The 26,249-nt window shown below is 70.1% G+C and carries 25 protein-coding genes; 16 read left to right on the top strand and 9 right to left on the bottom strand.

The genetic code is table 11. The annotated features are described in order from the left end of the window. Positions 1 to 31 precede the first annotated feature (31 nt). Together ACWDMM_RS15445 and ACWDMM_RS15450 are read right to left on the bottom strand one after the other, a co-directional pair. On the bottom strand, positions 32 to 1,009 hold the full coding sequence (locus ACWDMM_RS15445; RefSeq protein ID WP_449937924.1) for a glutamate ABC transporter substrate-binding protein: 978 nt from the start codon (positions 1,007 to 1,009) through the stop codon (positions 32 to 34). Further along, entirely contained in the window at positions 1,006 to 2,370 is a 1,365-nt protein-coding gene (locus ACWDMM_RS15450; RefSeq protein WP_357109118.1) for a hypothetical protein, read from the bottom strand. Before ACWDMM_RS15450 ends, ACWDMM_RS15445 begins: the two co-directional genes overlap by 4 nt. A gap of 177 nt (positions 2,371 to 2,547) precedes the next feature. On the opposite strand from ACWDMM_RS15450, the gene ACWDMM_RS15455 reads away from it, so the two are divergent. Further along, positions 2,548 to 3,240 (top strand): NUDIX hydrolase, encoded by a 693-nt coding sequence (locus tag ACWDMM_RS15455; RefSeq protein ID WP_195080805.1) that lies wholly within the window; start codon positions 2,548 to 2,550, stop codon positions 3,238 to 3,240. Between the two features lie 9 nt (positions 3,241 to 3,249). Here the strand turns inward: ACWDMM_RS15455 and thiE are convergent, their stop codons facing one another. Further along, positions 3,250 to 3,948 carry a thiamine phosphate synthase gene (gene thiE / locus ACWDMM_RS15460; RefSeq protein ID WP_195080804.1) on the bottom strand — a complete coding sequence of 233 codons (699 nt, stop codon included), beginning with the start codon at positions 3,946 to 3,948 and terminating at the stop codon, positions 3,250 to 3,252. Between the two features lie 57 nt (positions 3,949 to 4,005). Between thiE and thiO the strand changes: the two genes are divergently transcribed. From thiO to thiG, 3 genes are read left to right on the top strand one after another with little or no spacing between them, the layout of a single operon-like run. Then, positions 4,006 to 5,079 (top strand): glycine oxidase ThiO, encoded by a 1,074-nt coding sequence (thiO, locus tag ACWDMM_RS15465; RefSeq protein WP_449937928.1) that lies wholly within the window; start codon positions 4,006 to 4,008, stop codon positions 5,077 to 5,079. Beyond that, positions 5,076 to 5,294, top strand: a complete 219-nt coding sequence (gene thiS, locus ACWDMM_RS15470; RefSeq protein ID WP_195080802.1) for a sulfur carrier protein ThiS — start codon at positions 5,076 to 5,078, stop codon at positions 5,292 to 5,294. The genes thiO and thiS overlap by 4 nt, the downstream gene beginning before the upstream one ends. After that, positions 5,287 to 6,066: a thiazole synthase gene (gene thiG / locus ACWDMM_RS15475; RefSeq protein WP_195080801.1), complete on the top strand. Its 780-nt coding sequence runs from the start codon at positions 5,287 to 5,289 to the stop codon at positions 6,064 to 6,066. The genes thiS and thiG overlap by 8 nt, the downstream gene beginning before the upstream one ends. Positions 6,067 to 6,102: 36 nt before the next feature. On the opposite strand, the gene ACWDMM_RS15480 is transcribed toward thiG, so the two are convergent. Both ACWDMM_RS15480 and ACWDMM_RS15485 read right to left on the bottom strand, forming a co-directional pair. Continuing rightward, positions 6,103 to 7,080, bottom strand: coding sequence for an aldo/keto reductase (locus tag ACWDMM_RS15480; RefSeq protein WP_449938186.1), 978 nt, complete (start codon positions 7,078 to 7,080; stop codon positions 6,103 to 6,105). A 155-nt stretch (positions 7,081 to 7,235) separates the two neighbouring features. After that, on the bottom strand, positions 7,236 to 7,703 hold the full coding sequence (locus ACWDMM_RS15485; RefSeq protein ID WP_449937931.1) for a DUF6194 family protein: 468 nt from the start codon (positions 7,701 to 7,703) through the stop codon (positions 7,236 to 7,238). A 168-nt stretch (positions 7,704 to 7,871) separates the two neighbouring features. Here ACWDMM_RS15485 and ACWDMM_RS15490 point away from each other — a divergent pair, with 168 nt between their 5' ends. The 5 genes from ACWDMM_RS15490 to ACWDMM_RS15510 all read left to right on the top strand — a co-directional run bounded on the left by ACWDMM_RS15490 (position 7,872) and on the right by ACWDMM_RS15510 (position 12,655). Then, complete coding sequence (locus tag ACWDMM_RS15490) at positions 7,872 to 8,591, top strand: MerR family transcriptional regulator (protein ID WP_357109131.1); 720 nt, start codon at positions 7,872 to 7,874, stop codon at positions 8,589 to 8,591. 168 nt (positions 8,592 to 8,759) lie between these two features. Next, the gene (locus ACWDMM_RS15495; RefSeq protein WP_449937934.1) at positions 8,760 to 9,467 is read left to right on the top strand and encodes a hypothetical protein; all 708 of its coding nucleotides are present in this window, start codon (positions 8,760 to 8,762) and stop codon (positions 9,465 to 9,467) included. A gap of 136 nt (positions 9,468 to 9,603) precedes the next feature. After that, positions 9,604 to 10,620 (top strand): ABC transporter ATP-binding protein, encoded by a 1,017-nt coding sequence (locus tag ACWDMM_RS15500; RefSeq protein WP_357207285.1) that lies wholly within the window; start codon positions 9,604 to 9,606, stop codon positions 10,618 to 10,620. After that, entirely contained in the window at positions 10,620 to 11,381 is a 762-nt protein-coding gene (locus ACWDMM_RS15505; RefSeq protein ID WP_357109139.1) for an ABC transporter permease, read from the top strand. Before ACWDMM_RS15500 ends, ACWDMM_RS15505 begins: the two co-directional genes overlap by 1 nt. Positions 11,382 to 11,878: 497 nt before the next feature. After that, positions 11,879 to 12,655 (top strand): adenylate/guanylate cyclase domain-containing protein, encoded by a 777-nt coding sequence (locus tag ACWDMM_RS15510; protein WP_323124549.1) that lies wholly within the window; start codon positions 11,879 to 11,881, stop codon positions 12,653 to 12,655. An 18-nt stretch (positions 12,656 to 12,673) separates the two neighbouring features. Here the strand turns inward: ACWDMM_RS15510 and ACWDMM_RS15515 are convergent, their stop codons facing one another. Next, complete coding sequence (locus ACWDMM_RS15515) at positions 12,674 to 12,832, bottom strand: hypothetical protein (protein WP_195080794.1); 159 nt, start codon at positions 12,830 to 12,832, stop codon at positions 12,674 to 12,676. A gap of 180 nt (positions 12,833 to 13,012) precedes the next feature. On the opposite strand from ACWDMM_RS15515, the gene ACWDMM_RS15520 reads away from it, so the two are divergent. The 7 genes from ACWDMM_RS15520 to ACWDMM_RS15550 all read left to right on the top strand — a co-directional run bounded on the left by ACWDMM_RS15520 (position 13,013) and on the right by ACWDMM_RS15550 (position 22,115). Continuing rightward, the gene (locus tag ACWDMM_RS15520; RefSeq protein WP_195080793.1) at positions 13,013 to 14,728 is read left to right on the top strand and encodes an acyclic terpene utilization AtuA family protein; all 1,716 of its coding nucleotides are present in this window, start codon (positions 13,013 to 13,015) and stop codon (positions 14,726 to 14,728) included. Positions 14,729 to 14,798: 70 nt separating this feature from the next. Then, positions 14,799 to 15,950 (top strand): acyl-CoA dehydrogenase family protein, encoded by a 1,152-nt coding sequence (locus ACWDMM_RS15525; protein WP_195080792.1) that lies wholly within the window; start codon positions 14,799 to 14,801, stop codon positions 15,948 to 15,950. Continuing rightward, positions 15,947 to 17,545, top strand: a complete 1,599-nt coding sequence (locus tag ACWDMM_RS15530) for an acyl-CoA carboxylase subunit beta (protein ID WP_449937941.1) — start codon at positions 15,947 to 15,949, stop codon at positions 17,543 to 17,545. The genes ACWDMM_RS15525 and ACWDMM_RS15530 overlap by 4 nt, the downstream gene beginning before the upstream one ends. 8 nt (positions 17,546 to 17,553) lie before the next feature. Further along, positions 17,554 to 19,548, top strand: coding sequence for an acetyl/propionyl/methylcrotonyl-CoA carboxylase subunit alpha (locus ACWDMM_RS15535; protein ID WP_449937943.1), 1,995 nt, complete (start codon positions 17,554 to 17,556; stop codon positions 19,546 to 19,548). Then, on the top strand, positions 19,548 to 20,708 hold the full coding sequence (locus tag ACWDMM_RS15540; RefSeq protein WP_195080789.1) for an acyl-CoA dehydrogenase family protein: 1,161 nt from the start codon (positions 19,548 to 19,550) through the stop codon (positions 20,706 to 20,708). The genes ACWDMM_RS15535 and ACWDMM_RS15540 overlap by 1 nt, the downstream gene beginning before the upstream one ends. A 10-nt stretch (positions 20,709 to 20,718) precedes the next feature. Continuing rightward, complete coding sequence (locus tag ACWDMM_RS15545; protein WP_449937945.1) at positions 20,719 to 21,495, top strand: enoyl-CoA hydratase family protein; 777 nt, start codon at positions 20,719 to 20,721, stop codon at positions 21,493 to 21,495. 5 nt (positions 21,496 to 21,500) lie between these two features. Beyond that, entirely contained in the window at positions 21,501 to 22,115 is a 615-nt protein-coding gene (locus tag ACWDMM_RS15550; protein WP_039802584.1) for a TetR/AcrR family transcriptional regulator, read from the top strand. Between the two features lie 73 nt (positions 22,116 to 22,188). Here the strand turns inward: ACWDMM_RS15550 and ACWDMM_RS15555 are convergent, their stop codons facing one another. The 3 genes from ACWDMM_RS15555 to ACWDMM_RS15565 all read right to left on the bottom strand — a co-directional run bounded on the left by ACWDMM_RS15555 (position 22,189) and on the right by ACWDMM_RS15565 (position 26,193). Then, on the bottom strand, positions 22,189 to 22,554 hold the full coding sequence (locus tag ACWDMM_RS15555) for a hypothetical protein (protein WP_357109155.1): 366 nt from the start codon (positions 22,552 to 22,554) through the stop codon (positions 22,189 to 22,191). A 265-nt stretch (positions 22,555 to 22,819) separates the two neighbouring features. Beyond that, a complete protein-coding gene (locus ACWDMM_RS15560) occupies positions 22,820 to 24,946 on the bottom strand; it encodes a glycosyltransferase family 39 protein (protein WP_449937950.1) in 2,127 nt (708 codons plus the stop codon). Then, on the bottom strand, positions 24,943 to 26,193 hold the full coding sequence (locus tag ACWDMM_RS15565; RefSeq protein WP_195080785.1) for a glycosyltransferase: 1,251 nt from the start codon (positions 26,191 to 26,193) through the stop codon (positions 24,943 to 24,945). Before ACWDMM_RS15565 ends, ACWDMM_RS15560 begins: the two co-directional genes overlap by 4 nt. Between the last annotated feature and the right edge of the window lie 56 nt (positions 26,194 to 26,249).

Consider the following 26,249-nt stretch of genomic DNA (forward strand, 5'->3'; position numbering starts at 1 on the left):
CTCGGGGGCGGACCGTGTGTTCATCGGCCCGTCAATCCTGATAGGTAGGGGCGGGCGGAGCGGGGACGGGGCCGAGGACGGTGAGATATTTCTGGTACAGCCCGACCCAGGTGCCGTCGTTGCGGATGCGTTCCAGCGTGCCGTTGACGAAGCGCACCAGGTCGTCGTTGCCCTTGGTGATGCCGAGGCCGTACGGCTCCTCGCTGATGCTGGCGCCGACCAGTTCGGTGTACGGGTCCTGGGCGGCCAGGCCCGCGAGGATGGCATCGTCGGTGCTGACCGCGTCCACCTGGCGTTGTTGTAGCACGACCAGGCAGTCGGCCCAGCTCGGAACGGTGAGGATGGTCGCGGCGGGCTGGTTGCGGCGCATGTGCTCCAGCGACGTGGTGCCGGAGACGATGCAGACCCGGCGACCCGCCAGATCGGCCAGGCTGCGGATCCCGGAGTTCTTCACCGCGAGCACCCGTTGATTGGCGCGCAGGTAGACGGTGGAGAACGTGACCTTCTCGCGCCGCTCGCAATTGATCGTCATGGTCTTGGCGACCAGGTCGACGGTGCGGTTCTGCAACGCCGACTCCCGCTCGGCGGAGCCGAGGCTGCGGAACTCGATCAGATCCGGGCTGCCGAGCAGATCGCGGGCCACCTCCCTGGCGATATCGGCGTCGAAACCGACGATGGCGCCGGAGACCGGATCGCGGTAGCTGAACAGATTGCTGCCGGTGTCCAATCCGACCAGCAGCCTGCCCCGCGCCCGGATCGCGTCGATCGCGGGGCCACGCGCGCCCGCTCCGGTCGGACGCAGGCTCGCGGTCGGGTCCCCGCACCGCGACGCGCCCGGCGCAGGCGGGACCGGCGAATCGGTCAGCACCGGAACGGCCTTGGCCGGCAACGGGGGATCGGTGTATTTCGGCGTCTTGCTCGACACCGGCGCGCCGGTATCGCTCGCACAGCCGCTCGCCACCGTCACCACGACGAGGGCGGTCACCAGAATGCCGCGCGCGGATCTCATCGGTACTCCCGAAGCCGGGGCCAGATGCCCAGTCCGACATAGCCTGCCGCCAGAATGCCGAGCACCATCGCGCCCGCGCCCAGGAAGTCCAGGATGCGAGCGGCATGGGAGATCTTGTCCCGCAGCGTGTCCCTGGTCGCGGCGACGCCTTGCTCGAGCGAACGGTCCAGCGCCTCCACCTGCACGGTGACGTCCGCCGAGCCGGGGCCGGTCGCCACCACGGCCGCGCTGTTGAAATCGCCCTTGGCCAGCGCGTCGTTCATGCGCTGGTGCGCCACGCGCCAGCGCGCCAGCGCCGGTACGGCATTGCGCATCTCGTTCGCCGCGGGGGCGGAGCCCGGGTAGTTGCCGATCAGATCGGCCAGCCGTTCGATGTTCGCGTCGTAGGTGCGGTCGTAGTCGCCGGTCGCGTCGCGGCGCACCAATTTCAAGGTCTCCGCGGCCCGGGCCTGCTGCACCAGGATCCGGCTCTCGGTCAAGCGCGAGGATGGCACCGCGCCGTCGTCACGGGCGCTGATCATCGCCGCCGCCGACACCGAGCCCGCGATCACCGTCCAGGCCAGCAGGATCAGCATGGCCACCGACGCGAGCACCAGGCCGGGGTTGAGCACCCGCCGCCAGCGGCGCGCCAGATCACGCTGAACCCAGACCAGCACGCCGAGGGTGAGCAGCAGCAGGCCGATCGCCGACCAGGGCGGCCGCACGTGGTTGCGCTGCGCCGTGGTGACCGCCGCCGAGCGATGATTGTGCAGTTCCTCGGCCATCGGCAGCAGCTTGGTCTGCATCTGGTTGGACGCCTCGCTCAAATACGCGGCGCCGACCGGATACCCGCTGCGGTTGTTCGTCCGTGCGGTTTCCACCAGACCGGAGTACACCGGCAGGCCGGTGACTATGCCGGTGCGCAGCCGGGCATCCGGATCGGTCGCCGCGTCGGATTGGGTCACCAATTCCGCGGCTGCTTCGCCCATCGCCTGGGTGTAGCGATCGCGCACCGCTTGTGGTTCCAGCCCGCCCGCGATGAAGGCGGTGCTCGCCGCGGCGTCGGCGATCGACAGCGAGGTGTAGAGCCGCAGCGCCGAGTGCGCGTCCGGTTCGGTGTCCCGCAGCAACACGTCGAGGTCGTGCTGTCGATCACCGACCGTCCCCGCGGTGACGGAGCCCGCGGCCAGGCACAACCCGATGAGCAGCAGTCCGAGCGCGATCAGCCGTCCCGGTGAGGAATTGGCGAACGAACGCAGATTGGCCAGGTCGAGACGTTCGCGCACCACCGCGACGCTCAGGCCGCCCGGATCGTCCCGACCGGCGGGCTCTGGCGCGGACGACGGCCGGAGTTCGGCCGTCGTCGGCTCGGAGCTAGCCATGTCCACCTCCCCAGTTTGGGCCGCGTACGCGGATTTCTCGACGGCTGGACCGGATATCCGATCGATCCGTGCGTGTTGGTGCGGAGTTTATTGTGGTCGTACGGGCGCCGCGGCGTGTGAAACACCCCCGATTGGGAGGAGAAGGCGCTGCCACGGCTGGACGAGGATGGGTAGGACATGCGTGGTGACGGTGACGGGTGGTCGCATGGCCCGGACGGACTGCGGCACTGGGGGCGCTTCGGCGCCGCCGGACTGCTCCTGCGCGCTCCGCTGGCCGGTGGCGGTTCGGCGGTGCTGCTGCAACACCGCGCTCCGTGGAGTCATCAAGGCGGCACCTGGGCGTTGCCCGGCGGCGCGCGGGACAGTCACGAGACGCCGGTGCACGCGGCGGTCCGCGAGGCGTGGGAAGAGGCGGGCATCGATCCCGCCGACGTCCGGGTGCGCGGCGAGCGGGTGACGGCGTCGGCGCTGAGCGGCTGGACCTACACCACGGTCGTCGCCGACGCGGTGATGACCCTGCCGACCAGCAGCAATCGCGAGAGCCTCGAGCTGGCCTGGGTTCCGGAGGACGAGGTCGAGGCCCGTCCGCTGCACCCCGGTTTCGCCGCGTCCTGGCCCACCCTGCGCGCCGCGCCCGCGCGGGTGCTGCTCGCCGAGCTCGGCGACGATCGAGCCGTCGCCGCCGCGCTGCCGCGCACGCTCGACCTCGCCGATCTCGGTTTCGTTTGGCTGCACTCGGATCCGGGCGGGCCCGGCGATTACGCCAGGATCGTCGACGAGCCCGGCGCGCAGGCCGCGGAGCCCGCGTCGAACGGGAACACGGCCGTGGAGACCGCGCTCTCGTTCACCCGAGGACAGGTGCTTTCCTGACCGTGGCGCTCACCCGTTCGCCAGCAGCGCCGTCTTGAGTTCGCGCGCCGCGGCTTCCGGATCTCGCGCCTCGGTGATCGCGCGCACCACGACGACCCGCTTCGCTCCGGCTTCCAGCACCTGCGCGAGGTTGTCGGCGTTGATCCCGCCGATCGCGAACCAGGGCCGGGTGGGATGGGCGTCGGCGGTGGAGCGGACCAGCTCGGGGCCCGCCGCCTGCCTGCCGGGTTTGGTCGGGGTCGCCCAGATGGGACCGGTGCAGAAGTAATCGATGTGCTCATCGATCGCGGCGAGTCCGGCCTGCGCGCGATTGTGCGTCGATCGTCCGATCACCACGTCGGGCCCGAGGATCCGGCGCGCGTACCACGGCGGCAGGTCGCCCTGCCCGAGGTGCAGCACGTCGGCGGTCGCGGCCAGCGCGATGTCGGCGCGATCGTTCACCGCGACCAGCCCGCCGTGCCTGCGCGCGGCGGCCTTCAGCTCGGCCAGCGCGCCGAGCTCGGCCCTGGCCTCCAACGGGCCGAACTTGGCCTCGCCCGGTGATCCTTTGTCCCTGAGCTGGATGATGTCGACTCCGCCTGCGAACGCGGCCTCGGCGAACTTCGCCAGATCGCCCTTCTCCCGGCGGGCGTCGGTGCACAGATACAGCCGCGCGTTCGCCAGACGCTCCCGCGGCGAGGCGGGTCGATTGGGGTGGGAGGGTTGCACGCCTTCGACCGTAGCCGCGCTACCGTGGGGATGCGAAACAGGAGGCAGGTGGATCGGATGCGGACTCTGGCCGTCGTCGGTGGCGGCGCCATCGGGCTCGCCGTGGCCGGGCGGGCCGCCGAGGCCGGTTGGTCGGTCACGCTGTTCGATCCGGCGATCGCGACCGGGGCCTCCTGGGTGGCGGGTGGCATGCTCGCGCCGCTGTCGGAGGGCTGGCCCGGCGAGGACCGGGTGCTCGAATTCGGCGCGGCGTCGCTGGCCCGCTGGCCGGAGTTCGCCGCCCGACTCGCGGCGGCGACCGGCGTCTCGGTCTTCGTGGCGGACGAGACCATGACCCTCGCGCTGGACGCGGCCGACGCGGCCGACTTGCGCACGGTGGCCGACTGGGTCGGCGCGCGCGGGCACGAGCTGCGGCTGCTCGACCGTGCCGGGGTGCGCGAGCTGGAACCCGGCCTGGCCAGGACGGTGCGCGCCGCGCTGCTGGCGCCCGCCGAACCCGCGATCGACAATCGCAAGCTGGTCGCCGCGCTGCGGCAGGCGGCGGAGGCAGCGGGCGTCGTGGTGCGCGCGCAGTCCGTAGACTCGCTGACGGAACTTCCGCACGACCAGATCGTGCTGGCCGCGGGCGCCGTATCGGCCCGGTTGTGGCCGGAGCTGCCGGTCCGCCCCGTCAAGGGCGAGATCCTGCGCCTGCGGCACCGGCCGGGCGTCGCTCCCGCGCCGCGCCGGGTGATCCGGGCCAGGGTGCACGGGCGCGCGGTGTACCTGGTGCCGCGCGGCGACGGGATCGTCGTCGGCGCCACGCAGTACGAGGCGGGTTTCGACACCGCGGTCACCGTCGCGGGCGTACGCGACCTGATCGCCGACGCGGAGGCGGTGTTCCCCGGCATCGGCGAATACGAGCTCGCCGAGGCGAGCGCCGGTTCCCGGCCAGGCAGCCCGGACAACCTGCCGCTGATCGGCAGGCTCACCGACCGGATCATCGCGGCCACCGGGCACGGCCGCAACGGCATGCTGACCATGCCGCTCACGGTGGACGCGGTGGCGGGCCTGCTCGGCGGGGCAACGCTGCCCGAAGCGGAAGTAGCCGACCCGCAACGCTTTTCGACGACTGTAGGAGGAATACGATGACGCTGTCATCCGTCCCCATCGGTGTCACGGTGAACGGCGAGGAGCACGAGTTCGCCGAGTCGCTGACCGTGCGCGAGTTGCTGGAACGCCTCGAATTGCCGTGCCGGGGCGTCGCGCTCGCGGTGGACGGAGCGGTGTTCCCCAAGTCCCGCTGGGACGAACCGGTCGGGCGCGGCTGGCAGATCGAGGTGCTGACGGCGGTCCAAGGTGGCTGAGGCTGCGGCGGCGTCCGCGCATGCCCCACTGCGGATCGCCGACCGGGAGTTCGGTTCCCGCCTGATCATGGGCACCGGCGGCGCGGAGAACCTCGCCGTCCTGGAAGAGGCGCTGATCGCCTCCGGCACCGAGTTGACCACCGTGGCCATGCGGCGCATCGACGCCGCGGGCGGCACCGGCGTACTGGACCTGCTGAAACGACTGGACATCGCGCCGCTGCCGAACACGGCGGGCTGCCGCACCGCGGCAGAGGCGGTGCTCACCGCGCAGCTGGCCCGTGAGGCGCTGGACACCAACTGGGTGAAGCTCGAGGTGGTCGCCGACGAGCGCACCCTGCTGCCCGACCCGGTCGAACTGCTCACCGCCGCCGAACAGCTCGTCGACGACGGGTTCGTCGTGTTGCCCTACACCAACGACGACCCGGTGCTGGCCCGCCGCTTGGAAGAGGCGGGTTGCGTGGCGGTGATGCCGCTGGGCGCGCCCATCGGCACCGGTCTCGGCATCGGCAATCCGCACAACATCGAGATGATCGTCGCCGACGCGAACGTTCCGGTCATCCTGGACGCGGGCATCGGCACCGCCAGCGATGCCGCCCTCGCCATGGAACTCGGCTGCTCGGCGGTGTTGCTCGCCACCGCCGTGACCCGCGCGAAGCGCCCCGAGCTGATGGCCGCGGCCATGGCCGACGCGGTGCGCGCCGGTTACGCGGCGCGCTTGGCCGGACGAATCCCGAAACGGTTCTGGGCCCAGGCGTCGTCCCCGGCGCTGTGAGGCGTCGAGTCGAGTCGCCGACGCCGGGTTCGGGACTCAGCCGTTGACGAAGGCGAGGTTCGTCGCGTCGTAGCGGTCGCCCGCGATCTGCTCCGGCGGGGCGGCGGCCTCGATGGCGGCGAGGTCGTCGGCGGACAGGTCGATGGTCAGCGCGGCGAGGTTCTCCTCCAGGTAGCGCTGCCGCCTGGTGCCGGGAATCGGCACTACGTCCTCGCCGCGGTGCTGCACCCAGGCCAGCGCGAGCTGCCCTGCGGTGACGCCCTTCTCGGCGGCGAGTTCGTTCAGCTTCGCGACGATCGCCAGGTTCCGTTCGAGGTTGCCGTCGGCGAAGCGCGGCTGGCTGCGCCGCACATCGTTGTCCGCCAGAGCGTCCACCGAGCTGTACCGGCCGGTCAGGAACCCGCGCCCGAGCGGGGAGAACGGAACCACGCCGATACCGAGTTCGCGGCAGACCGGGACGATTTCCGTCTCCAGGTCGCGCGTCCACAGGGACCACTCGCTCTGCAACGCGGCGATCGGATGCACCGCGTGCGCGCGCCGAATGGTGTCCGCGCTCGCCTCCGACAGCCCGAGGTGCCGGACTTTTCCTTCCCGCACCAGTTCGGCCATCGCGCCGACGGTCTCCTCGATCGGCACCTGTGGGTCGACCCGGTGCAGGTAGTAGAGGTCGATGTGGTCGACGCCGAGCCTGCGCAGCGAAGCCTCGCATGCCTGTCGCACGTAGACGGCGTCGCCGCGGATGCGGGTGGGCTCGCCCAAGCGGTTGGCGAAGCCGAATTTCGTGGCGAGCACCACGTCGTCACGGCGCCCGGCGATCGCCCGCCCGATCAACTCCTCGTTGTGCCCGGCGCCGTAGAAGTCGGCGGTGTCCAGCAAGGTGACCCCCAGGTCGAGGGCGTGGTGCAGCGTCGCGATCGATTGCTCGTCGTCCGCGGCGCCGTATGCGTGGCTCATACCCATGCACCCGAGACCCTGCGCCGATACCGCCAACTCGCCGAGCTGCCGCCTGCGAATGTCGCTCATACTGCTACCTCCTGCACTCGAATCCGTCGCCCCCGACGCTAAAAGCTGGAGTGCGCTCCATGTCAAACCCCGTATCGATTCCCGCGAGTGGCACATGGTGGAGACCCTTCTCGCGCTTCGCCGCAACCATGTGCCACTCGCGGCCGCTACGCGCGAGCCGGGCGGCGTTGGTGGCGGGTGCGGGCTAGTTCGTAGGCGGTGTGGAGAAGGGTGCGGGCGGGTTCGGCGGTTCGGGGGCCGGGGTTGATGACTGCCAGCCACGCGGCGGATGCGTAGACGGGGTGGGGGAGCACCGTGTCTACCGCGCTGGGATCGGCCGGGGTGGGGTGTTCGCGGGGGGTGTGGCCGGTCCAGTGGGTGAAGGCCTCTTTACCTGCGGCGATGTTGACGCGGAACGTGTTCGGGCGGTTGAGATCGGAACTCTCGTCGCCGGGGTAGTTCTTCGTGACGATCGTCGCGAAGGGTTGGGTCGCCTTCGGCACCACGCCGTCTGGTGAGTAGTAGAAGAACGTATCGCCCCAGCTGATTTCGGGGGAGCCGTCGCCGGGGCCTGGGCGCAGTGTCAGGACGCCCTCTAGGCCGGATACGAAGGCGATGATCTCTTCGATGGTCATGGCATCCAGCGTTTCATTGAAGTGCTTGTGGAGACTTCGACGCGGATATGCCGCAATATGGAGTGTCAACTCTCAACTGGCTGATGCATGCCGAGTCGGGCAGCCCGAGGCTCGGCGGCCTCACCGGGGCGGCACGGCCGCGGATCGAGCGTTCCTGGAGGCTGCTGGATGGAAGAACGCGGGGTTCCTTTCGCCCCGTTCCTGCGCACGGCCGATGTGGCGCGGCGGGCCGGGTATTCCGTGCAGCAGATACGCAACCTCGAACGCGACGGGGTCCTGCCCACGGCGATGCGCACTGCCACCGGCTATCGCAGATACGGCGAGGTGCATGTGCGGTCCGCGCTCGCCTATCGGGCGCTGGCGGCGGGCGTCGGTCCGGTGGAGGCGAAGCGCATCGTCCGCGCCGCCCACGAGGAACCGTTCGCCCAGGTGCTCGCCCTGCTCGACGCGGCACATGCCCGGCTGGACCGGGAGCGCGCCGATCTGGCCTTGGCGAAGCGGGCGGCGGAGGTGATCTCCGCCGAACCGATCGCCGACGTGCGGCCATCGGACGCGATGAGCGTCGCCGAACTCGCCGCCGCGCTGGGAGTGCGCCCGTCGACACTGCGGCATTGGGACGCGGAGGGACTCGTCGTCCCGGATCGCGCGACCCCGCAGGGCACGCGACGGTACTCGCCCGCCCAGGTCAGGGATGCCAGGATCGTCCATCAGCTGCGCAGGGCCGGATACCGCGTCGACACGCTGAAGACCTTGATGCCCGATCTGCCGCGCGGCCACCGAACCGATGACGTGGAGGCGGCGCTGGCGGCCCGGGACGCGAGCATCACGGCACGCTCCCGCGCCCTGCTCGACGCGGCCGCCGCGCTCGCCGGCGTGCTCGCGCTGTAAACGTCCCACGGCCCTGCCGCGATCCTGTTTACAGAGGATTTGCTCGAACGGCGCTGCCAGGATCTTCCAAGCTGCGGCAAGGTCGCTCCCCCATCCTGACGAAAGGGTCGTCTCGACCGGGAGACAGCATCTGCGCAGTGAGAACGTAAATGGGAAGCGGGACCGACCATGGGCGTGCTGATAGTGATGATCTTCGTGTCGGTCGTCGTGCTGATGGCCGTGGTGATTCCGCTGTCGATTCGAGCCGAGAAGTCCCGTAAGGCGGCCATCCGGCAGTGGGCTGCGGCGAACGGATGGACGTTCGCCGAGTCCGGCCGCGCCCAGTGGACCGCGCGCTTACCCGGCCACAACTCGCGCGGGCTCGGCGTGATCCTGAGCCGGCAACTCGGTGGCCGCTGGGTGACGGTGGCGGAGTACTCGTACCGGACGACGTCGTCGAGCAGTTCCTCGACGACCGGCACCACCACGACCACGACCACCACCCATCACTTCGTCGTGGCGCTCGTCCTGCTCGATCGGATGTATCCGCCGATCGGGGTGGTTCCCCGCGGCCTGCTGTCCCAGATGGGACGCGCCCTTTTCGGGGACAAGCCGACGGCGACGGGCAACGCCCTGTTCGACTCGCAGTACAAAGTCGTCACCGCTGATCCGGGCTGCGCGAAAGCACTGCTGGGTCCGCCGCTGATCGGCGCGCACGTCGCCAGGGCGGTCCCGCCGTGGACCCTCGCCGGGGCCGAGCTGCTCACCTACGTTCGAACGTCGGGAGCGCTGCGCGATCCGACCACGATCCCCGGTTACGTCGCGCCACTGCTCCATGTCGCCGAACTGCTCGGCCGCCGGGACATCGACCTCGCTCGAGCACACGAACTGCGCTGACCGGCGCTACGACCATCCCGGTATGGGACCCCACGCCCCTTAGGGGTGCCCGATTCCTCCCCTCATCCTCGAGGATGATCCAACTCGGCACTAATTACCGACGCGCGCGCCGGTGATTTGCGGAATGCTGGGCGGCATGATCGAGCTGAAAGGCCTCACCAAGCACTACGGGCAGACCGTAGCGGTGCAGGATCTGACCTTCACCGTTCGACCGGGGCAGGTGACAGGCTTCCTCGGACCGAACGGCGCGGGCAAGTCGACCACCATGCGCATGATCCTCGGGATGGACAAGCCGACCGCGGGCACCGCCTTGATCAAGGGCAAGCCGTACCGGGAGCTGGACCATCCGCTGCGCACCGTCGGGGCGCTGCTGGACGCCAAGTGGGTGCATCCGAACCGCTCGGCGCGGGCTCACCTGGAGTGGATGGCCGCATCCAACGACATCCCGAAGTCCCGGGTGGAGGAGGTGCTGCGGCTGGTCGGCCTGTCCGAGGTGGCCGGCAAGTCCGCGGGCGGCTTCTCGCTCGGCATGTCGCAGCGGCTCGGCCTGGCCGGCGCGCTGCTCGGCGACCCGGAGGTGCTGCTGTTCGACGAGCCGGTGAACGGCCTCGATCCGGAGGGCATCCTGTGGATCCGCCGGTTCATGCAGCGGCTGGCCGCCGAGGGGCGCACGGTGCTGGTCTCCAGCCACCTGCTGTCGGAGATGGCGCAGACCGCCGAGCACCTGGTGGTGATCGGGCGCGGCAAGCTCATCTCCGACTCCACCACCCAGGAGTTCATCGAACGCGCCTCCGAACAGTCGGTGCGGGTGCGCAGCCCGCAGCTCGACCAGCTGCGCAGCGTGCTCACCTCCAACGGCATGACCGTCCGCGAGGACGGCGCGGGCGCCGACGGCCCCGCGCTCATGGTGGCGGGCGTGTCCAGCGACGCGGTGGGCAAGCTGGCCGGCGAACACAACATCACGCTGTTCGAGCTGGCCCCGCAGCGCGCGTCGCTGGAAGAGGCGTTCATGCGGATGACCGGCGGCGCGGTGGAGTACCACGGCGAAGGTTTCGATTCGCCGGGAGCGACGGGCCCGCAGGCGGCAGCCGGCGTAACCACGAAGGGCCCCGCGGACGGCGGCTCCTACACAGCGATGGGAGGTGCGCTCTGATGGGCGTGCTGGCAGCGGAACGAATCAAGCTCACCTCCACCAGGTCGCCTTGGTGGTGCTCGGCGATCGTCATCGCCCTCGCGCTCGGCATGGCCGCCCTGCTCGCCTCGGTGGCGCGCGCGTCCTACGGCACCGAAGGCGCGATCGACCTGACGGTCTCCACCGCGGTGGTCGGGGTCAGCGGCTTCGGCGTGATGGTCCTGATGATCATGGCCACCCTGTCCGTGACCAGCGAATATCGCTTCGGCATCATCCGGACGACGTTCCAGGCGACGCCGGACAGGACCAAGGTCATCCTGACCAAGGCCGGGCTGGTCAGCGTCTACGGCGCGGTGCTGACCCTTGCCTTGGCGCTGCTGGCCTACGTGGTCGCCAAGGCGATCAGCGGCCCGGACGCGGGCGTGGCCCTCACCCTGTCCAGCGCGGCCGACTGGCGCGAGGTCTACGCCATCCCGATCTACGCGTTCCTGTGCGTGCTGCTCGCGGTCGGCGTCGGCGTGCTGGTGCGGCAGTCCGCCGCCGCGATCTCGCTGATCGTGCTGTGGCCGCTGCTCATCGAGGGGCTGCTCGGCGCGTTCGGCAGCTTCGGGCGCAACGTCACCCCGTTCCTTCCTTTCGCGAACGCGAACCGTTTCATGAGCGCCTCGCCGTCCACGGCCAACTGGCATTGGGGGCCGTGGGGCAGCCTGCTGTATTTCACCGTCTTCGTCGCGATCGTCTTCGGCGCTGCCCTGGTCGTGGTGAACCAGCGGGACGCTTGAGGCGAGTCCCCCTGACGACCCGAGTCGCCCTCCCTCGCCACTCGGGTTGACGGGGCGCCGACCTTGTCGGGAGGTCCGGCGCTCCCGCCACCGCCCGTCACTGCCCGGCGGACGGTGCCATGATCGGCCCGGTGCGACTGCTCGCGCCGGGCCGATCATGCGTGTGAACATCGAGGAAACTATGCCGCTCGGCGCTTTCGAGACCCCTTCTCACCCGAGTAGCGTCGGTGCAGCAACCAGCTCGTTATCCAACGCCGGGCCCGACGACGTGCTCGCTGAGGTTCGTAGCGGAGGGGCGCATGGTGTTGATCGGTGACCTGCCGACGTCCGATCGGCTGAGATACCCTCTGGGCGTGAGTGAAACACCTTCCGGCGGCGCCGAGCCGGGGCCGGGGCCGGAGGCCGATGGAGGCGTACCGCCCGAGGTGGTCATTCCGTTGGAGCCGTCCGATGCGGAAGATGCTCCCCGCCGTTCCGCCGGATTTCGCCGCGGTCAGATATCCGCGCTGGTGAGCGCGGCGAATCAACGGGCGGATCTGATCGGCGTGCTGCGGAAGGCGCGTCAGCAGCTGCCGGGGGACCCCGCTTTCGGCGACCCGCTGTCGGTTTCCGGGCCCGGCGGCGCGCGAGCGGTCGCCCGCGCGGCGGACAAACTGGTCGGCGACTCCCCGAGCGCCGCGCGCGAGATCGGCTTCGGCGCCTTGCAGGTCTGGCAGGCCGCCCTGGAGCGGATGGGACGCGGCAGAGGTAGCCAAGAAGTAACTGTCATGTTCACCGATCTGGTGGCCTTCTCGCGCTGGTCGCTGTCGGCCGGTGACGAGGCCACCCTCGAACTGCTGCGCAAGGTCGCCAAGGCCATCGAGCCGCCGATCGCCGAGCGCGGCGGACACGTGGTCAAGCGCATGGGCGACGGCTTGATGGCGGTGTTCCCCTCGGCGGACCGGGCGGTGCGCGCCGCCGTGAGCGCCAAGCGCAATCTGGCCGACGTGCAGGTGCGCGGCTACACCCCGCAGATGCGGATCGGTTTGCACACCGGTTCCCCGCGCGAGATCGGAGGCGACTGGCTCGGGGTGGACGTCACCATCGCGGCCAGGGTCATGGAAGCGGGCGGCAACGGCAACACCATGCTTTCGGAGTCCACGTTGCAGGCGTTGCGGCCGGAGACGCTGGCGGAACTGGGCCTTGCGGTCAAGCAGTACCGGCGCAGCTTCTTCGCCGCCCCGCTCAACGGCGTCCCCGATGACCTGCGCATCTTCCGGTTGTCGAAGGGCTGACCGGCTGCCTCGCTCGGCCTACCCCAGCCACCAGGCGAGCGCGCCGCCCGCCGCGAGGACGGCGCAGACGGCGAGCGCGATGGACAGCGGCCGGGCCGTCTTCCAGGTGGTGTAGACGCCGCCGAGCAGGAAGCCCGACAGGGCGAACAGAACTATCACGGTGACGTCGCTGGACACGGTGCCATCTTGCTCCAGCCCGCTCGATCACCCGGCGGCCGGGGCGGGCAGTAGTAATTAACAATCACGCATGCTTGCTTTTTTCTTGCCCCGGTGTGATGCTGGTCGCGGAACGCGGACTTCACGGGTGCGGCATGCGGCCCATCCTGCCGGTTCGCCGCACAGGAGGCATTCCCGCTGATGAGTATGCTGGCCGCCGACCCGGACGTGCTCCGGATCGGCAATTGTTCCGGCTTCTACGGCGATCGGCTCGGCGCCATGCGCGAGATGCTGGAAGGGGGACAGCTCGACGTCCTCACCGGCGACTACCTCGCCGAACTCACCATGCTGATCCTCGGCCGGGACCGGATGAAGGACCCGGACCTCGGCTACGCCAAGACCTTCGTCAAGCAGATCGAGGACTGCCTCGGCCTCGCGCTCGAACGCAACGTGCGCATCGTGGCGAACGCGGGCGGCCTGAACCCGGCGGGTCTGGCGCAGCGTTTGCGCAAGGTCGCCGCCGATCTCGGACTGGACGCGAAGATCGCGCACGTCGAGGGCGACGACCTGGTGGCGCGGGCCGGCGACCTCGGCTTCGGCGCGCCGCTGACCGCCAACGCCTACCTCGGCGCGTGGGGCATCGTCGAATGCCTGAACGCGGGCGCGGACATCGTGGTCACCGGCCGGGTCACCGACGCGTCGGTGATCGTCGGCCCGGCCGCCGCGCACTTCGGCTGGGGCCGAACGGATTACGACCGCCTGGCCGGCGCAGTGGTGGCCGGGCACGTCATCGAGTGCGGCACCCAGGCCACCGGCGGCAACTACGCCTTCTTCACCGAACTCGCCGATCTGGGCAGGCCGGGCTTCCCGATCGCGGAGATCCGCGCCGACGGCAGCAGCGTCATCACCAAGCACGCGGGCACCGGCGGCGCGGTCACGGTGGACACGGTCGAAGCCCAGCTCATGTACGAGATCCAGGGTGCGCGCTACGCCGGGCCCGACGTCACCTCCCGCCTGGACACCATCCGGCTCGATCAGGACGGCCCCGATCGGGTGCGGATCAGCGGCGTCACCGGTGAGGCCCCGCCGCCCCGGCTCAAGGTCTCGCTGAACACCCTCGGCGGGTTCCGCAACGAGATGGAATTCGTGCTCACCGGTCTGGACATCGAAGCGAAAGCGGAACTGGCCCAGCGGCAGCTGGAGTCCTGGCTGCCGGCCCGCCCCGCCGAACTGACCTGGACCCTGGCCCGCCTGGACCGCCCGGACGCCGAAACCGAGGAGCAGGCCAGCGCGCTGCTGCGCTGCGTCGTCCGCGACCCGGACCCGAACAAGGTCGGGCGCGCGTTCTCCAACGTCGCGGTGGAACTGGCGCTGGCCAGCTACCCGGGATGCAGCTTCACCACCTTGCCCGGCAACGGCTCTCCCTATGGCGTGTTCACGCCGGGCTTCGTCGACGCCGCCGAAGTGCCGCACACGGCGGTGCTGCCGGACGGCGCCCGCGTCGAGATCGCCCCGGCGACGGAGACGGCCGAACTCGCCGCCGTCGCCGAGCCGCCCGCCCCGGAACCGCTGCCGGCCGGGGAAACCCGCCGCGTGCCGCTGGGAACCATCGCGCTGGCCCGCAGCGGCGACAAAGGCGGCGACGCGAATGTCGGCGTGTGGGTACGCACCGACGAGCAATGGCGCTGGCTGGTGCACACGCTCACCGTCGAGCGCGTCAAAGAACTCCTGCCGGAAGCCGCTTCGCTGACCGTCACCCGGCACGTCCTGCCCAACCTGCGGGCGCTGAACTTCATCATCGAAGGCCTGCTCGGTCAGGGCGTGGCGTATCAGGCCCGCTTCGACCCGCAGGCCAAGGGACTCGGCGAATGGCTGCGGTCTCGTCACCTCGACATTCCAGTGGAGCTTTACGCATGACCGGTCAGGCCCGGAGGCGGCAGCTCGCTTCACCACGCAGGGCCCCCGGTCATGCGAGAAAGGACACCGCATGACGAAACTCTGGGAAACGCCGGAACGACGCGAATTGCGTTCCACAGTGCGTGGATTCGTGGAACGCGAGATCCTGCCGTACCTCGGCGGCTGGGAGCGCGCCGGGGAGATCCCGCGCGAGCTGCACAAGAAGGCGGGCGCGCTCGGCCTGCTCGGCGTGCAGTTCCCGGAATCCGCGGGCGGTTCCGGCGGCGACGGTGTGGACGCGATGATCGTCTGCGAGGAGATGCACCAGGCCGGCGCGTCCGGCGGGCTGTTCGCCTCCCTGTTCACCTGCGGCATCTCCGTGCCGCACATCATCGCCTCCGGCGACGCCGAACAGATCGAGCGTTGGGTGAAGCCGACGCTGGCGGGGGAGAAGATCGGTTCGCTCGCGATCACCGAGCCCGGCGGCGGCTCCGACGTCGGGCACCTCACCACCACCGCGCGCCGCGACGGCGACCACTACATCGTCAACGGAGCCAAGACCTACATCACCTCCGGCGTGCGCGCCGACTTCGTGGTCACCGCGGTGCGCACCGGCGGACCAGGCTCCGGCGGCATCTCGCTGCTCATCGTGGACAAGAACACTCCCGGCTTCACGGTCAGCCGCAAGCTGGACAAGATGGGCTGGCTGGCCTCCGACACCGCCGAGCTGTCCTACGTCGACGTCCGGGTGCCGGTGGAGAACCTGGTCGGCCCGGAGAACTCCGGCTTCTACCAGATCGCGGGCGCGTTCGTCAGCGAGCGCGTCGGCCTCGCGGTGCAGGCGTACTCCAGCGCGCAGCGCTGCCTCGACCTGACCCTGGAGTGGGTGCGCAACCGCGAGACCTTCGGCCGCCCGCTGATCAGCAGGCAGGCGGTGCAGAACACGGTCACCGAGATGGCGCGGCGCATCGACGTCGCGCGCGTCTACACCCGTGACGTGGTGCAGCGCAGCGCCGAAGGCGAGACCGACCTGATCGCCGAGGTGTGCTTCGCGAAGAACACCGCGGTGGAAGCGGGCGAATGGGTCGCCAACCAGGCCGTCCAGCTCTTCGGCGGCCTCGGCTACATGCGCGAATCCGAGATCGAGCGCCAGTACCGTGACATGCGCATCCTCGGCATCGGCGGCGGCACGACCGAAATCCTGACCGGACTGGCGGCGAAGCGATTGGGGTACCAGTCATGACCATCCTGCGCAGCGCCTTGGACACCGCGGCCCCCGAATACGAGGCGGCGGCCGACGCCATGACGGCCAAGCTCGCCGAGGTCGAGGCGGAGTTCGCCAAGGCCATCGCGGGCGGCGGGCCGGACAAGCTGGCCAGGCATCGCAAGCGCGGCAAGCTGACCGCGCGCGAACGCATCGAACTGCTCGTCGACGAGGACTCGCCGTTCCTGGAGTTGTGCCCGCTGGCGGGTTGGGGCGGCGAATTCCACGTCGGCGGCAGCACCATCGCGGGCATCGGCATCGTGGAGGGCGTCGAGTGCATGATCGTCGCGCCCGACCCGACCGTGCGCGGCGGCACCTCGAACCCGTGGACGCTGCGCAAGACGTTGCGGATCAACGACATCGTGCGGGAGAACCGGCTGCCGGTGATCTCGCTGGTGGAATCCGGCGGCGCGGATCTGCCCACGCAGAAGGAGGTCTTCGTCCCCGGCGGCCGGATGTTCCGCGACCTCACGCAGGCGTCGGCGGCGGGCATCCCGACCATCGCGCTGGTGTTCGGCAACTCCACCGCGGGCGGCGCGTACATCCCCGGCATGTCCGATCACGTGGTGATGATCAAGGAGCGCTCCAAGGTGTTCCTGGGCGGACCGCCGCTGGTCAAGATGGCCACCGGTGAGGAGTCCGACGACGAATCGCTCGGCGGCGCCGACATGCACGCGCGGGTCTCCGGCCTCGCGGACTACTACGCCGTGGACGAGCAGGACGCGATCCGCATCGGCCGCTCCATCGTCAAGCGGCTGAACTGGCGCAAACAGGGTCCCGCTCCGCGTGCCGAGGTGATCGAGCCGCTCTACGATCCGGAGGATCTGCTGGGCATCGTGCCGTCGGACCTGAAGATCCCGTTCGACCCGCGCGAGGTGATCGCGCGCATCGTGGACGGATCCGACTTCGACGAGTTCAAGCCGCTCTACGGCAGCAGCCTGGTCACCGGATGGGCGGAGCTGCACGGATATCCGATCGGCATCCTGGCCAACGCGCGCGGTGTGCTGTTCTCCGAGGAGTCGCAGAAGGCCACCCAGTTCATCCAGCTGGCCAACAAGACGAACACGCCGCTGCTGTTCCTGCACAACACCACCGGCTACATGGTGGGCAAGGAGTACGAGCAGAAGGGCATCATCAAGCACGGCGCGATGATGATCAACGCGGTCTCCAATTCCAAGGTGCCGCACATCTCGGTGCTGATGGGCGCGTCCTACGGCGCGGGCCACTACGGCATGTGCGGTCGGGCTTACGACCCCCGCTTCGTCTTCGCCTGGCCCAGTGCGAAATCCGCCGTGATGGGCGGCGCGCAGCTGGCGGGCGTCATCTCGATCGTCGGCCGGGCCGCCGCCGAGGCGAAGGGCCTGCCGTTCGACGAGGAGGCCGACGCCGGGATGCGCGCCATGGTGGAGGCGCAGATCGAGGCCGAATCGCTGGCGATGTTCATGTCCGGGCGGCTCTACGACGACGGCGTCATCGACCCGCGCGACACCCGCACCGTGTTGGGAATGTCCCTTTCGGCCATTCACAACGCCCCGATCAAAGGCGCCGACGGCTTCGGCGTCTTCCGAATGTGAGGCCGCGGATGGTTATCTCGAACGTTCTGGTCGCCAACCGTGGCGAAATCGCCCGCCGGGTCTTCGCCACCTGCCGCCGGATGGGTCTGGGCAGCGTCGCGGTGTATTCCGACGCGGATGCCGCCGCGCCGCACGTCACCGAGGCGGACGCCGCGGTGCGACTGCCCGGAAACACGCCGGGGGAGACCTACCTGCGCGGTGAGCTGATCATCGAGGCGGCGCTCGCCGCGGGCGCCGACGCGATCCATCCCGGATACGGATTCCTCTCCGAGAACGCCGAATTCGCCAAGGCCGTGCTCGACGCCGGACTGGTCTGGATCGGCCCGCCGGTCGAGGCGATCGAGCAGATGGGCTCGAAGGTCGCCGCGAAGAAGATGATGGACGCCGCGGGCGTGCCGGTGCTCGCCGAACTGGACCCGGCCGAGGTCACCGAGGCGCACCTGCCGGTGCTGATCAAGGCGTCCGCCGGTGGCGGAGGGCGCGGCATGCGGGTGGTCCGCGAGCTGGCCGACCTGACCGCGCAGATCGAGGCCGCCCGGCGCGAGGCGGAGTCCGCGTTCGGTGATCCGACGGTCTTCTGCGAGCGCTATCTGGAGACCGGCAGGCACATCGAAGTGCAGGTTATGGCCGACACGCACGGCACGATCTGGGCCGTCGGCGAGCGCGAGTGCTCCATCCAGCGCCGCCACCAGAAGGTGATAGAGGAAGCTCCGTCGCCGCTGGTGGAGCGCACCGAGGGGATGCGGGCGCGGCTGTTCGAGGCGGCGCGGCTCGCGGCGGGCGCCATCGGTTACACCGGCGCGGGCACCGTCGAGTTCCTCGCCGACGAGCAGGGCGAGTTCTTCTTCCTGGAGATGAACACCCGGCTGCAAGTGGAGCATCCGGTCACCGAGTGCACCACCGGCCTGGATCTGGTCCGGCTGCAACTGGAGGTCGCCGCCGGTGGCGCCCTGCCCGCCGAACCGCCCGAGATGCACGGACATTCGATCGAGGTGCGGCTCTACGCCGAGGACCCGGCGCACGACTGGCAGCCGCAGAGCGGAACCGTGCACCGGATCGATATCCCGGCGGTGCGCACCGAGTTCGACTTGCTGGACCGCCCTGGCGTGCGCCTGGACACCGGTGTGGTGGACGGCTCGGTGGTGGGCGTGCATTACGACCCGATGCTGGCGAAGGTCATCTCCTATGCCGAAACGCGGGGCGAGGCAGCTCGATTGTTGGCTTCGGCACTGCACCGCGCGAAGATCCACGGCCTGGTGACCAACCGGGACCTGCTGGTGCGCGTGCTGCGTCATCCGGCGTTCCTGGCCGGTGACACCGACACCGCGTTCTTCGCCACGCACGGGCTGGACGCGCTGGCCGCGCCGCTGGTGTCGCAGCCGGACGAGGAACTGTCCGTCATCGCCGCCGCGCTCGCCGACGCCGCCGCCAACCGGCGCGGCGCTCGGGTGGGCGGCGGCCTGCCCAGCGGGTGGCGGAACCTGCCCTCGCAATCGCAGCGCAAGTCCTACGAGAGCCGCGCCACCGGGACGCACGAGGTGGGTTACCGGTTCGGCCGTAGCGGCGTCACCGTGGACGGTCACGACGGGCTCGAGCTCGTCGAGTCGGCTCCCGATCGCGTCGTGCTGTCGGTGCCTGGCGAACGCGGGCCGGTGCGCAGGCAGTTCGAGGTCGCCCGCTACGGCGATCAGGTCTACGTCGACTCGCCGCTCGGGCCGGTGGCCCTGCGCAGGCTGCCGCGCTTCAGCGACCCGGCCGACCAGGTTGCGACCGGCTCGCTGCTGGCCCCCATGCCGGGCAGCGTGATCCGGCTCGCCGCCGAGGTCGGCAGCCACGTCGAACAGGGTCAGCCGATCCTGTGGCTGGAGGCGATGAAGATGGAGCACACCATCGCCGCGCCCGCCGCGGGCGTGCTCAGCGCCGTCAACGTCACCGTCGGCCAGCAGGTCGACGTCGGCGCCGTGCTCGCGGTCGTCGAACCCGTAGAAAACCAGGAGAGCTGATGTCCTTCATCGAAACCGACGAGCAGAAGGCGCTGCGGGCCGCCGTCGCCGCGCTGGCCGCGAAGTACAACTACCGCGACTACGTGCTGCCGAAGGCGCGCAAGAACGAGCCGCTGGACGAATTGTGGCAGGAGGCGGGCAAACTCGGCTTCCTCGGCGTGAACCTGCCGGAGGAATACGGTGGCGGCGGCGCGGGCATGTACGAGCTGTCGCTGGTGATGGAGGAGCTGTCGGCGCAGGGTGCGGGCCTGCTGCTGATGGTGGTGTCCCCGGCCATCTGCGGCACCATCATCGCCAAGTACGGCACCGAGGAGCAGAAGCAGGAGTGGCTGACCAAGCTCGCCGACGGCTCCGGCAAGATGGTGTTCGGCATCACCGAGCCGGACGCGGGCTCCAATTCCCACCAGATCACCACCACCGCGCGCCGCGACGGTGACGACTGGATCCTCAACGGCCGCAAGATCTTCATCTCCGGCGTCGACCAGGCCGAGGCCGTGCTGATCGTGGCCCGCACCTCCGACCACAAGACCGGCAAGCTCAAGCCCGCCCTGTTCATCGTGCCGACCGACGCCGAAGGCTTCACCAAGACGGCGCAGGAGATGGACATCATCGAGCCGGACCACCAGTACAACCTGTTCCTCGACGACGTCCGGCTGCCGTCCACCGCGCTGGTCGGCAAGGAGGACGCGGCGCTGATGCAGCTGTTCGCGGGCCTGAACCCGGAGCGGATCATGGGCGCGGCCATGGCCGTCGGCATGGGTCGCTACGCCATCGAACGCGCCGTGGAGTACGCCAGGGAGCGCACGGTGTGGAAGACGCCGATCGGTGCGCATCAGGGCATTTCCCATCCGCTGGCGCAGGTGAAGGTGGAAGTGGAGCTGGCGAAGCTGATGATGCAGAAGGCCGCCACCCTCTACGACGCCGGCGACGAGATGGGCGCCGCCGAGGCAGCCAACATGGCGAAATACGCCGCGGCGGAAGCCAGCATCAAGGCGCTGGATCAGGCCGTCCAGACCCACGGCGGCTCCGGCCTGACCAAGGACGTCGGGCTGGCCGCCATGCTCGCCGCCGCCCGCATCGGCCGGATCGCGCCGGTGAGCCGGGAAATGGTCCTGAACTTCGTCGCCCAGTACTCGCTGGGTCTGCCGAAGTCGTACTGAGAGGACGCGCATGACCGAGACGGCTCCGTTCGTCCGCTACGAGGTGAGCGGTGGCGTCGCGACGCTCACCTTCGACTCGCCGCACAACCGCAACGCGCTGTCGTCCAAGCTGGTCGCCGAGCTGCTGCGCGGACTCGACGACGCCGCTGCCGACGAAAAGGCGCGGGTCATCGTGCTCGCGCACACCGGCAACACCTTCTGCGCCGGCGCTGATCTGAGCGAGGCGAGCGACGCCGATCCGGCCGTGGCCGCCGACGAGCGCACCCGGGTCATGATCGGCGTGCTGCGCAGGCTGGTGGAGATCCCCAAGCCGGTGATCGCGCGGATCGACGGCAACGTGCGGGCGGGCGGCATGGGCATCGTGGCGGGCTGTGACATCGTGGTGGCCGGCCCGGGCTCCAGTTTCGCGCTCACCGAGGTGCGCATCGGGCTGGCGCCGTTCATGATCTCGCTCACCCTGCTTCCCAGGCTCGATCCGCGTGCGGCCAGCAGGTACTACCTCACCGGCGAGAAGTTCGACGCGCACGTGGCTCGGGAGATCGGCCTGGTCACGGTGACCGCCGACGATCCGGCCGCCGAGGTGGCGCGGCTGTGCGGCGAGGTGCGCAAGGGCTCACCGCAGGGGCTGGCGGAGGCCAAACGGTTGGTCAACGCGGGCATCCTCGCCGAGTTCGACGCCTCCGCCGAGGAGCTCGCGCGGCGTTCGGCGAGCTTCTTCGGCACCCCCGAAGTGCACGAGGGCATGCTGGCCTTTTTGCAGCGCCGCCCGCCGAGCTGGGCAGAATAGCGACCATGGCGACACCCCACGAACCCAAGCAGGACCGCAGCCGAGCCACCCGGCAGCGCCTGCTCGAGGCGACCATCGACTGCCTGGCCGAGATGGGCTGGGCGGCCGCGACGGTCGCGGTGGTCGCCGAACGGGCCGGGGTGTCGCGCGGCGCGGCGCAGCATCACTTTCCCACCAGGGAGGATCTGATCACCGCCGCGCTGGAGTACATGTTCGACACGCGCAGCGGGCAGGCGGTGCAGGAAGCGTCGACGCTGACGGAGCTGGGCGACGGCGTCGCCCGCACCGAGGCGGTGGTGGCGGGGCTGGTGGAGTCCTACACCAGCCCGCTGTTCAAAGCCGCGTTGCAGGTGTGGACGCACGCCGCCGCCGACCCGGTGCTGCGCGAACGGATCGTCCCGCTGGAAGCTCGCTTCGGCCGTGCGTCACACCGGCGCGCGATCGAGGCGCTCGGTGTGGACGACTCCGATCCGGTCACCCACCACCTGGTCCAGGCGACCCTGGACATGGCACGCGGCCTGGGGTTGGCCGACGTCCTCACCGACGACTCGGCCCGCCGCAAGCGGATAGTCGAGCAATGGGCGGCCACGCTCCACGCCGCTTTGCACGCACCGCGCTGAGCGGGGGTGCGCGCCGGTCGCCGGAAGCGCTACCTGTCCTCCGGCTCTCGGCGCGCCTGTGCACCGCGACCGATCAGCACAATCCTCGCTGCTCGAGACGGCCCGAATCGATGGCGTAGGAAGAGGCTCCGACGGCCGCGCCGATCAGGCCGACGATGATCGCGCCGGGGATCGCGCCGATGAAGAAGACGGGCAGGCCGACCAGCGCGCCGATGGCGGCGCCGATCGCCGCGCCGATGCCCGTGCGCAGTTCGATCGTGTCGCCGGGCGGCAGGCACGCTTTGATGTAGGTGACCTGCGGGGGCTCGCTGGTCGCCGCGGCGACCGGTTCGACGCGGTCGGCGGGCGCGGCCGACGCGGTGGCGGCGAATCCGACGGTGAGCGCGGTTGCGACCAGTGCGCTGACCACCGTCACGGCCAGCTTCATGAAAGCGTTCAACTGTTTCCCTGCATGTTCGCGATGGACACGTGACCTGATGGCCCGGTACTCGGCCGGGGCCCGTCATACGTCCGAACATCATCGCTGGAGTTTTGCGGGATGCCAAGAGCCGGATGCCAGGGGCGGGAACGCGATCCGCACCGGCGCCGAGGTATGACGCCGGTGCGGACGCGGTGTTCAGCGGACGCAGGGGGATTCGCGCTGAACACTGGAAAGCGGTGCGGTCCCGAGGGAATGCAGGGCGGCGGGGCCGCACCGCGTGGTTTCAGTGGGTGGCGGTCAGGTCGTACAGCGTGACGCCGTCCACCTGGATGGCGGTGAAGTTCTCCTCCACCCACTGCGTGATCTGCGCGCTGGGTGAGGAACTCGATGAACCCGGTCCGCCACGGCCGCCGCCGACGAAGTAGTGGATCTTCCCCTCGGCCACGTACTGCTTGAACTGCTCCAGCGTGGGCGAGGGGTCACTGCCGTTGAAGCCGCCGATCGGCATCACCGGAAGCTCGGTGGCCAGCTGCAACCCTGCGGCGCTGTTCGAGCCGATGGCCGCGGCCACCCAGGTGTAGTCGCCGCCGTTCTGCTCGAGCAGGGACACGATCCGCGCGCTCGGTTCGCTCGCCCCGAGCAGACCGCCCATACCACCGCCGCCATTGGGGCCGGGGCCGCCGTCACCGGGCATACCTCCGGTTGCCTGCGGCATCGCGCCGTCCGGTGCCTGGCCGGGCACGTTACCTTGCGGTCCGGCGCCGGGAGCCGCGCTGCCCGGCTGCGGGATTCGGCCGTTCGGCGCCGTTCCAGGCGAACCGCCGTCCGGCGGCGTGCCGCCCGGACCTTGCGCGCCGCCGTCGCGGCCGGTGGTTCCCGTTCCGTCCTGCATGCGGCGGCCCATTCCCGGCATGCCCTCGCCCCACGGGGGCCTGCCGCGCATCGCGACGTTCGGTCCGGCGGAGGGAATCGAACCGGCGTGCGGCGTCGCGATGGTGTCGACGGCATAGGCCACGGGCCCGGCCAGGAAGGTGAACGCGACCGCCAGCGCCGACACCACGGCCAGCTTGCGCGGCGCGGGCAAGAGCACGGCGATCGTCGCCAGCACACCGACGACCAGCACCGCCCAGCGCAGCCACGGCTGCCATTCCGGACTGCGGGACAACAGCATCCACGCGGTCGCGGTGGTGAGTCCCACCGCGAGCGCCGATGCCAGCCGCACCCACAGCTGGTGCCGTCCCCGCCACGCCAGCACCGCGCCCGCCCCGACCAGCGCGGCGATGGCCGGAGCCAGGGCGACGGTGTAGTACTGGTGGAAGATGCCGGCCATGAAGCTGAACACCAGCCCGGTCGCCAGCAGCCAGCCGCCCCAGAGCACGAGCGAAGCGCGTTGCCGATCGGTGCGAGCGGCCCGGCCGCGCAGCAGGATTCCGACGACCAGCGCGACCAGCGCCGCGGGAATCAGCCAGGCGATCTGGCCGCCCTGCGCGGGCTCGAACATCCGCGTGATGCCGGTTTCCCCCCACATGCCGTTGCCGCCGGGCGGAAGATCGCCGCCCGGTCCGACGCTGCCGCGCTCGTTGCCGTTGAGCCGTCCGAGCCCGTTGTAGCCGAGGGTGAGTTCCAGGATCGAGTTCTCGTGCGAGCCGCCGATCCACGGACGGGAGGAGGCGGGCCACAGTTCCACCGCCAGCAGCCACCAGCCCGCGGCCACCACCATCGCGGCAGCGGCAGCGAAGAGTTGCAGGATGCGTTTGCCCGGTTTCGGCGGCCCCGCGAGCAAGTAGGTCAGCGCGAGCGCAGGAACCACCAGCAGCACCTGCAATTGCTTGGTGAGGAAGCCAAAACCGATCAGAGCGCCGGTGAGCACCAGCCACCGCCAGCGTCCGTCCTCCACCGCCCGCGTCATCGCCCAAGCCGCCGCGACCATCAAGAACACCAGCAGCGCTTCGGGATTGTTGAACCGGAACATCAGCGCCGCGACGGGCGTCACCGCCAGCGCCGACCCGGCGAGCAATCCGGCCGCGGGTCCGAACGGCCTGCGCACCGTCGCCCACAGCAGTGCCACACTGGCCACGCCGAGCAGCACCTCCGGCACCAGGATGCTCCAGCTGTTGAGCCCGAAGGCCCGCACAGAGAGCTCCATCACCCACAGCGAGGCGGGCGGTTTGTCCACGGTGATCGAGTTCGCCGCGTCGGAGGACCCGAAGAAGAACGCCTTCCACGAGACCGAACCGGCTTGCACCGCTGCCGAGTAGAACGAATTGGCCCATCCGTTGGCGCTCAGGTTGCACAGGTAGGCCACCGCCGTGCCGAACAGCAGCGCCGCCAGCGCCGGGTACTCCCAATTCCTCGTGGCCCGTGGCCGCGGTTCGGCCGCGACCGGTTGCGCGGTCAGCGTCGCCGTCATCGACGAACCTCCACCGCGGAAGCCTCCCGATCGCTTCCCCCGTCGCGGAACACCCAGCGCAACCCGACGAACCGCAGCAGCGTCGCCACCAGATTGGCCGCCACCAGGACGAACAGTTCCAGATGCACCGAGGCGTCCGGCGCCCACCGATGCAGCGCGAACAACGAACCGCTGGTCAGCGCCAACCCGATGCCGAAGATCAGCAGGCCCTGGAACTGATGCGACACGGCGCCGTTGGAGCCGCGCACGCCGAAGGTGAAGGCCCGGTTGGCCGCTGTGTTACCCACCGCCGTGATCAGCAGGGCGGCGAAGTTCGCCACCTGCGCGCCGGTCAACGGTTGCAGCACCATGTAGAGCAGCAGATAAGCCAGCGTGCTCAGCACACCGACGATCGCGAACCGCACCAACTGTCCCACCATGCCCAGCGGCACCCCGGCCACCAGCGGCTCCCGGCCCACCGATCGGCGCAGTTCGTCCAGTGGCAGCGCGCCGGTCGCCAGCGCCCGGCCCAGCCGCCAGATGCCGAGCAGATCCTTGCGCGCGGTGTCGATGATGTCCACGCGGCTGTCCGGATCGTCGATCCAGTCCACCGGGACCTCGTGGATCCGCAGGCCCGCCCGCTCGGCGAGCACCAGCAATTCGGTGTCGAAGAACCATTCCCCGTCGTGCACCAGCGGCAGCAGGCGGCGCGCCACCTCGGTGCGCATCGCCTTGAAGCCGCACTGGGCGTCGGAGAAGTGCGCGCGCAGCGAGGCTTTCAGCAGCAGGTTGTAGCAGCGGGAGATGATTTCGCGCTTGGGTCCGCGCACCACGCGCGACGCGGCGTCGAGCCTGGTGCCGATCGCCAGGTCGGAATGCCCGGTGATCAGCGGCGCGACCAGCGGGAGCAGGGCGTTCAGATCGGTGGACAGGTCGACGTCCATGTAGGCGACCACCTGCGCGTCCGAGCGTTCCCACACCGCCCGCAACGCCCGCCCGCGCCCCTTGGCGGACAGGTGCACGACGCGCACGTCGTCCAGTTCCTCCGCGAGCAGCTGTGCGACCTGCAGCGTCGCGTCGGTGCTCGCGTTGTCGGCGACCGTGATGCGCGCCGGGAAGGGGAACCCGTCGCGCAGGTAGGCGTGCAGTCTGCGGACGCACACGCCGAGATCGGTCTCTTCGTTGTAGACGGGAATCACCACGTCCAGCACGGGCGCACCCGTGGTCTCGGTCCGTTCCGTCGCCGCGACGGTCAAGGTCTCGGTCATGCGAACCAGAGTCGAGGCCCACACTGCCACACGGCTGGGCCTCAGCTGTGAGGTTC

The sequence above is a fragment of the Nocardia sp. NPDC003726 genome, from assembly GCF_053586955.1.

Coding starts and splice junctions, on each gene's coding strand:
- ACWDMM_RS15445 (WP_449937924.1), bottom strand. CDS start 1,009: ATGAGATCCGCGCGCGGCATTCTGGTGACCGCCCTCGTCGTGGTGACG.
- ACWDMM_RS15450 (WP_357109118.1), bottom strand. CDS start 2,370: ATGGCTAGCTCCGAGCCGACGACGGCCGAACTCCGGCCGTCGTCCGCG.
- ACWDMM_RS15455 (WP_195080805.1), top strand. CDS start 2,548: ATGCGTGGTGACGGTGACGGGTGGTCGCATGGCCCGGACGGACTGCGG.
- thiO (WP_449937928.1), top strand. CDS start 4,006: ATGCGGACTCTGGCCGTCGTCGGTGGCGGCGCCATCGGGCTCGCCGTG.
- thiS (WP_195080802.1), top strand. CDS start 5,076: ATGACGCTGTCATCCGTCCCCATCGGTGTCACGGTGAACGGCGAGGAG.
- ACWDMM_RS15485 (WP_449937931.1), bottom strand. CDS start 7,703: ATGACCATCGAAGAGATCATCGCCTTCGTATCCGGCCTAGAGGGCGTC.
- ACWDMM_RS15490 (WP_357109131.1), top strand. CDS start 7,872: ATGGAAGAACGCGGGGTTCCTTTCGCCCCGTTCCTGCGCACGGCCGAT.
- ACWDMM_RS15495 (WP_449937934.1), top strand. CDS start 8,760: ATGGGCGTGCTGATAGTGATGATCTTCGTGTCGGTCGTCGTGCTGATG.
- ACWDMM_RS15500 (WP_357207285.1), top strand. CDS start 9,604: ATGATCGAGCTGAAAGGCCTCACCAAGCACTACGGGCAGACCGTAGCG.
- ACWDMM_RS15505 (WP_357109139.1), top strand. CDS start 10,620: ATGGGCGTGCTGGCAGCGGAACGAATCAAGCTCACCTCCACCAGGTCG.
- ACWDMM_RS15520 (WP_195080793.1), top strand. CDS start 13,013: ATGAGTATGCTGGCCGCCGACCCGGACGTGCTCCGGATCGGCAATTGT.
- ACWDMM_RS15525 (WP_195080792.1), top strand. CDS start 14,799: ATGACGAAACTCTGGGAAACGCCGGAACGACGCGAATTGCGTTCCACA.
- ACWDMM_RS15530 (WP_449937941.1), top strand. CDS start 15,947: ATGACCATCCTGCGCAGCGCCTTGGACACCGCGGCCCCCGAATACGAG.
- ACWDMM_RS15535 (WP_449937943.1), top strand. CDS start 17,554: ATGGTTATCTCGAACGTTCTGGTCGCCAACCGTGGCGAAATCGCCCGC.
- ACWDMM_RS15540 (WP_195080789.1), top strand. CDS start 19,548: ATGTCCTTCATCGAAACCGACGAGCAGAAGGCGCTGCGGGCCGCCGTC.
- ACWDMM_RS15545 (WP_449937945.1), top strand. CDS start 20,719: ATGACCGAGACGGCTCCGTTCGTCCGCTACGAGGTGAGCGGTGGCGTC.
- ACWDMM_RS15550 (WP_039802584.1), top strand. CDS start 21,501: ATGGCGACACCCCACGAACCCAAGCAGGACCGCAGCCGAGCCACCCGG.
- ACWDMM_RS15560 (WP_449937950.1), bottom strand. CDS start 24,946: ATGACGGCGACGCTGACCGCGCAACCGGTCGCGGCCGAACCGCGGCCA.
- ACWDMM_RS15565 (WP_195080785.1), bottom strand. CDS start 26,193: ATGACCGAGACCTTGACCGTCGCGGCGACGGAACGGACCGAGACCACG.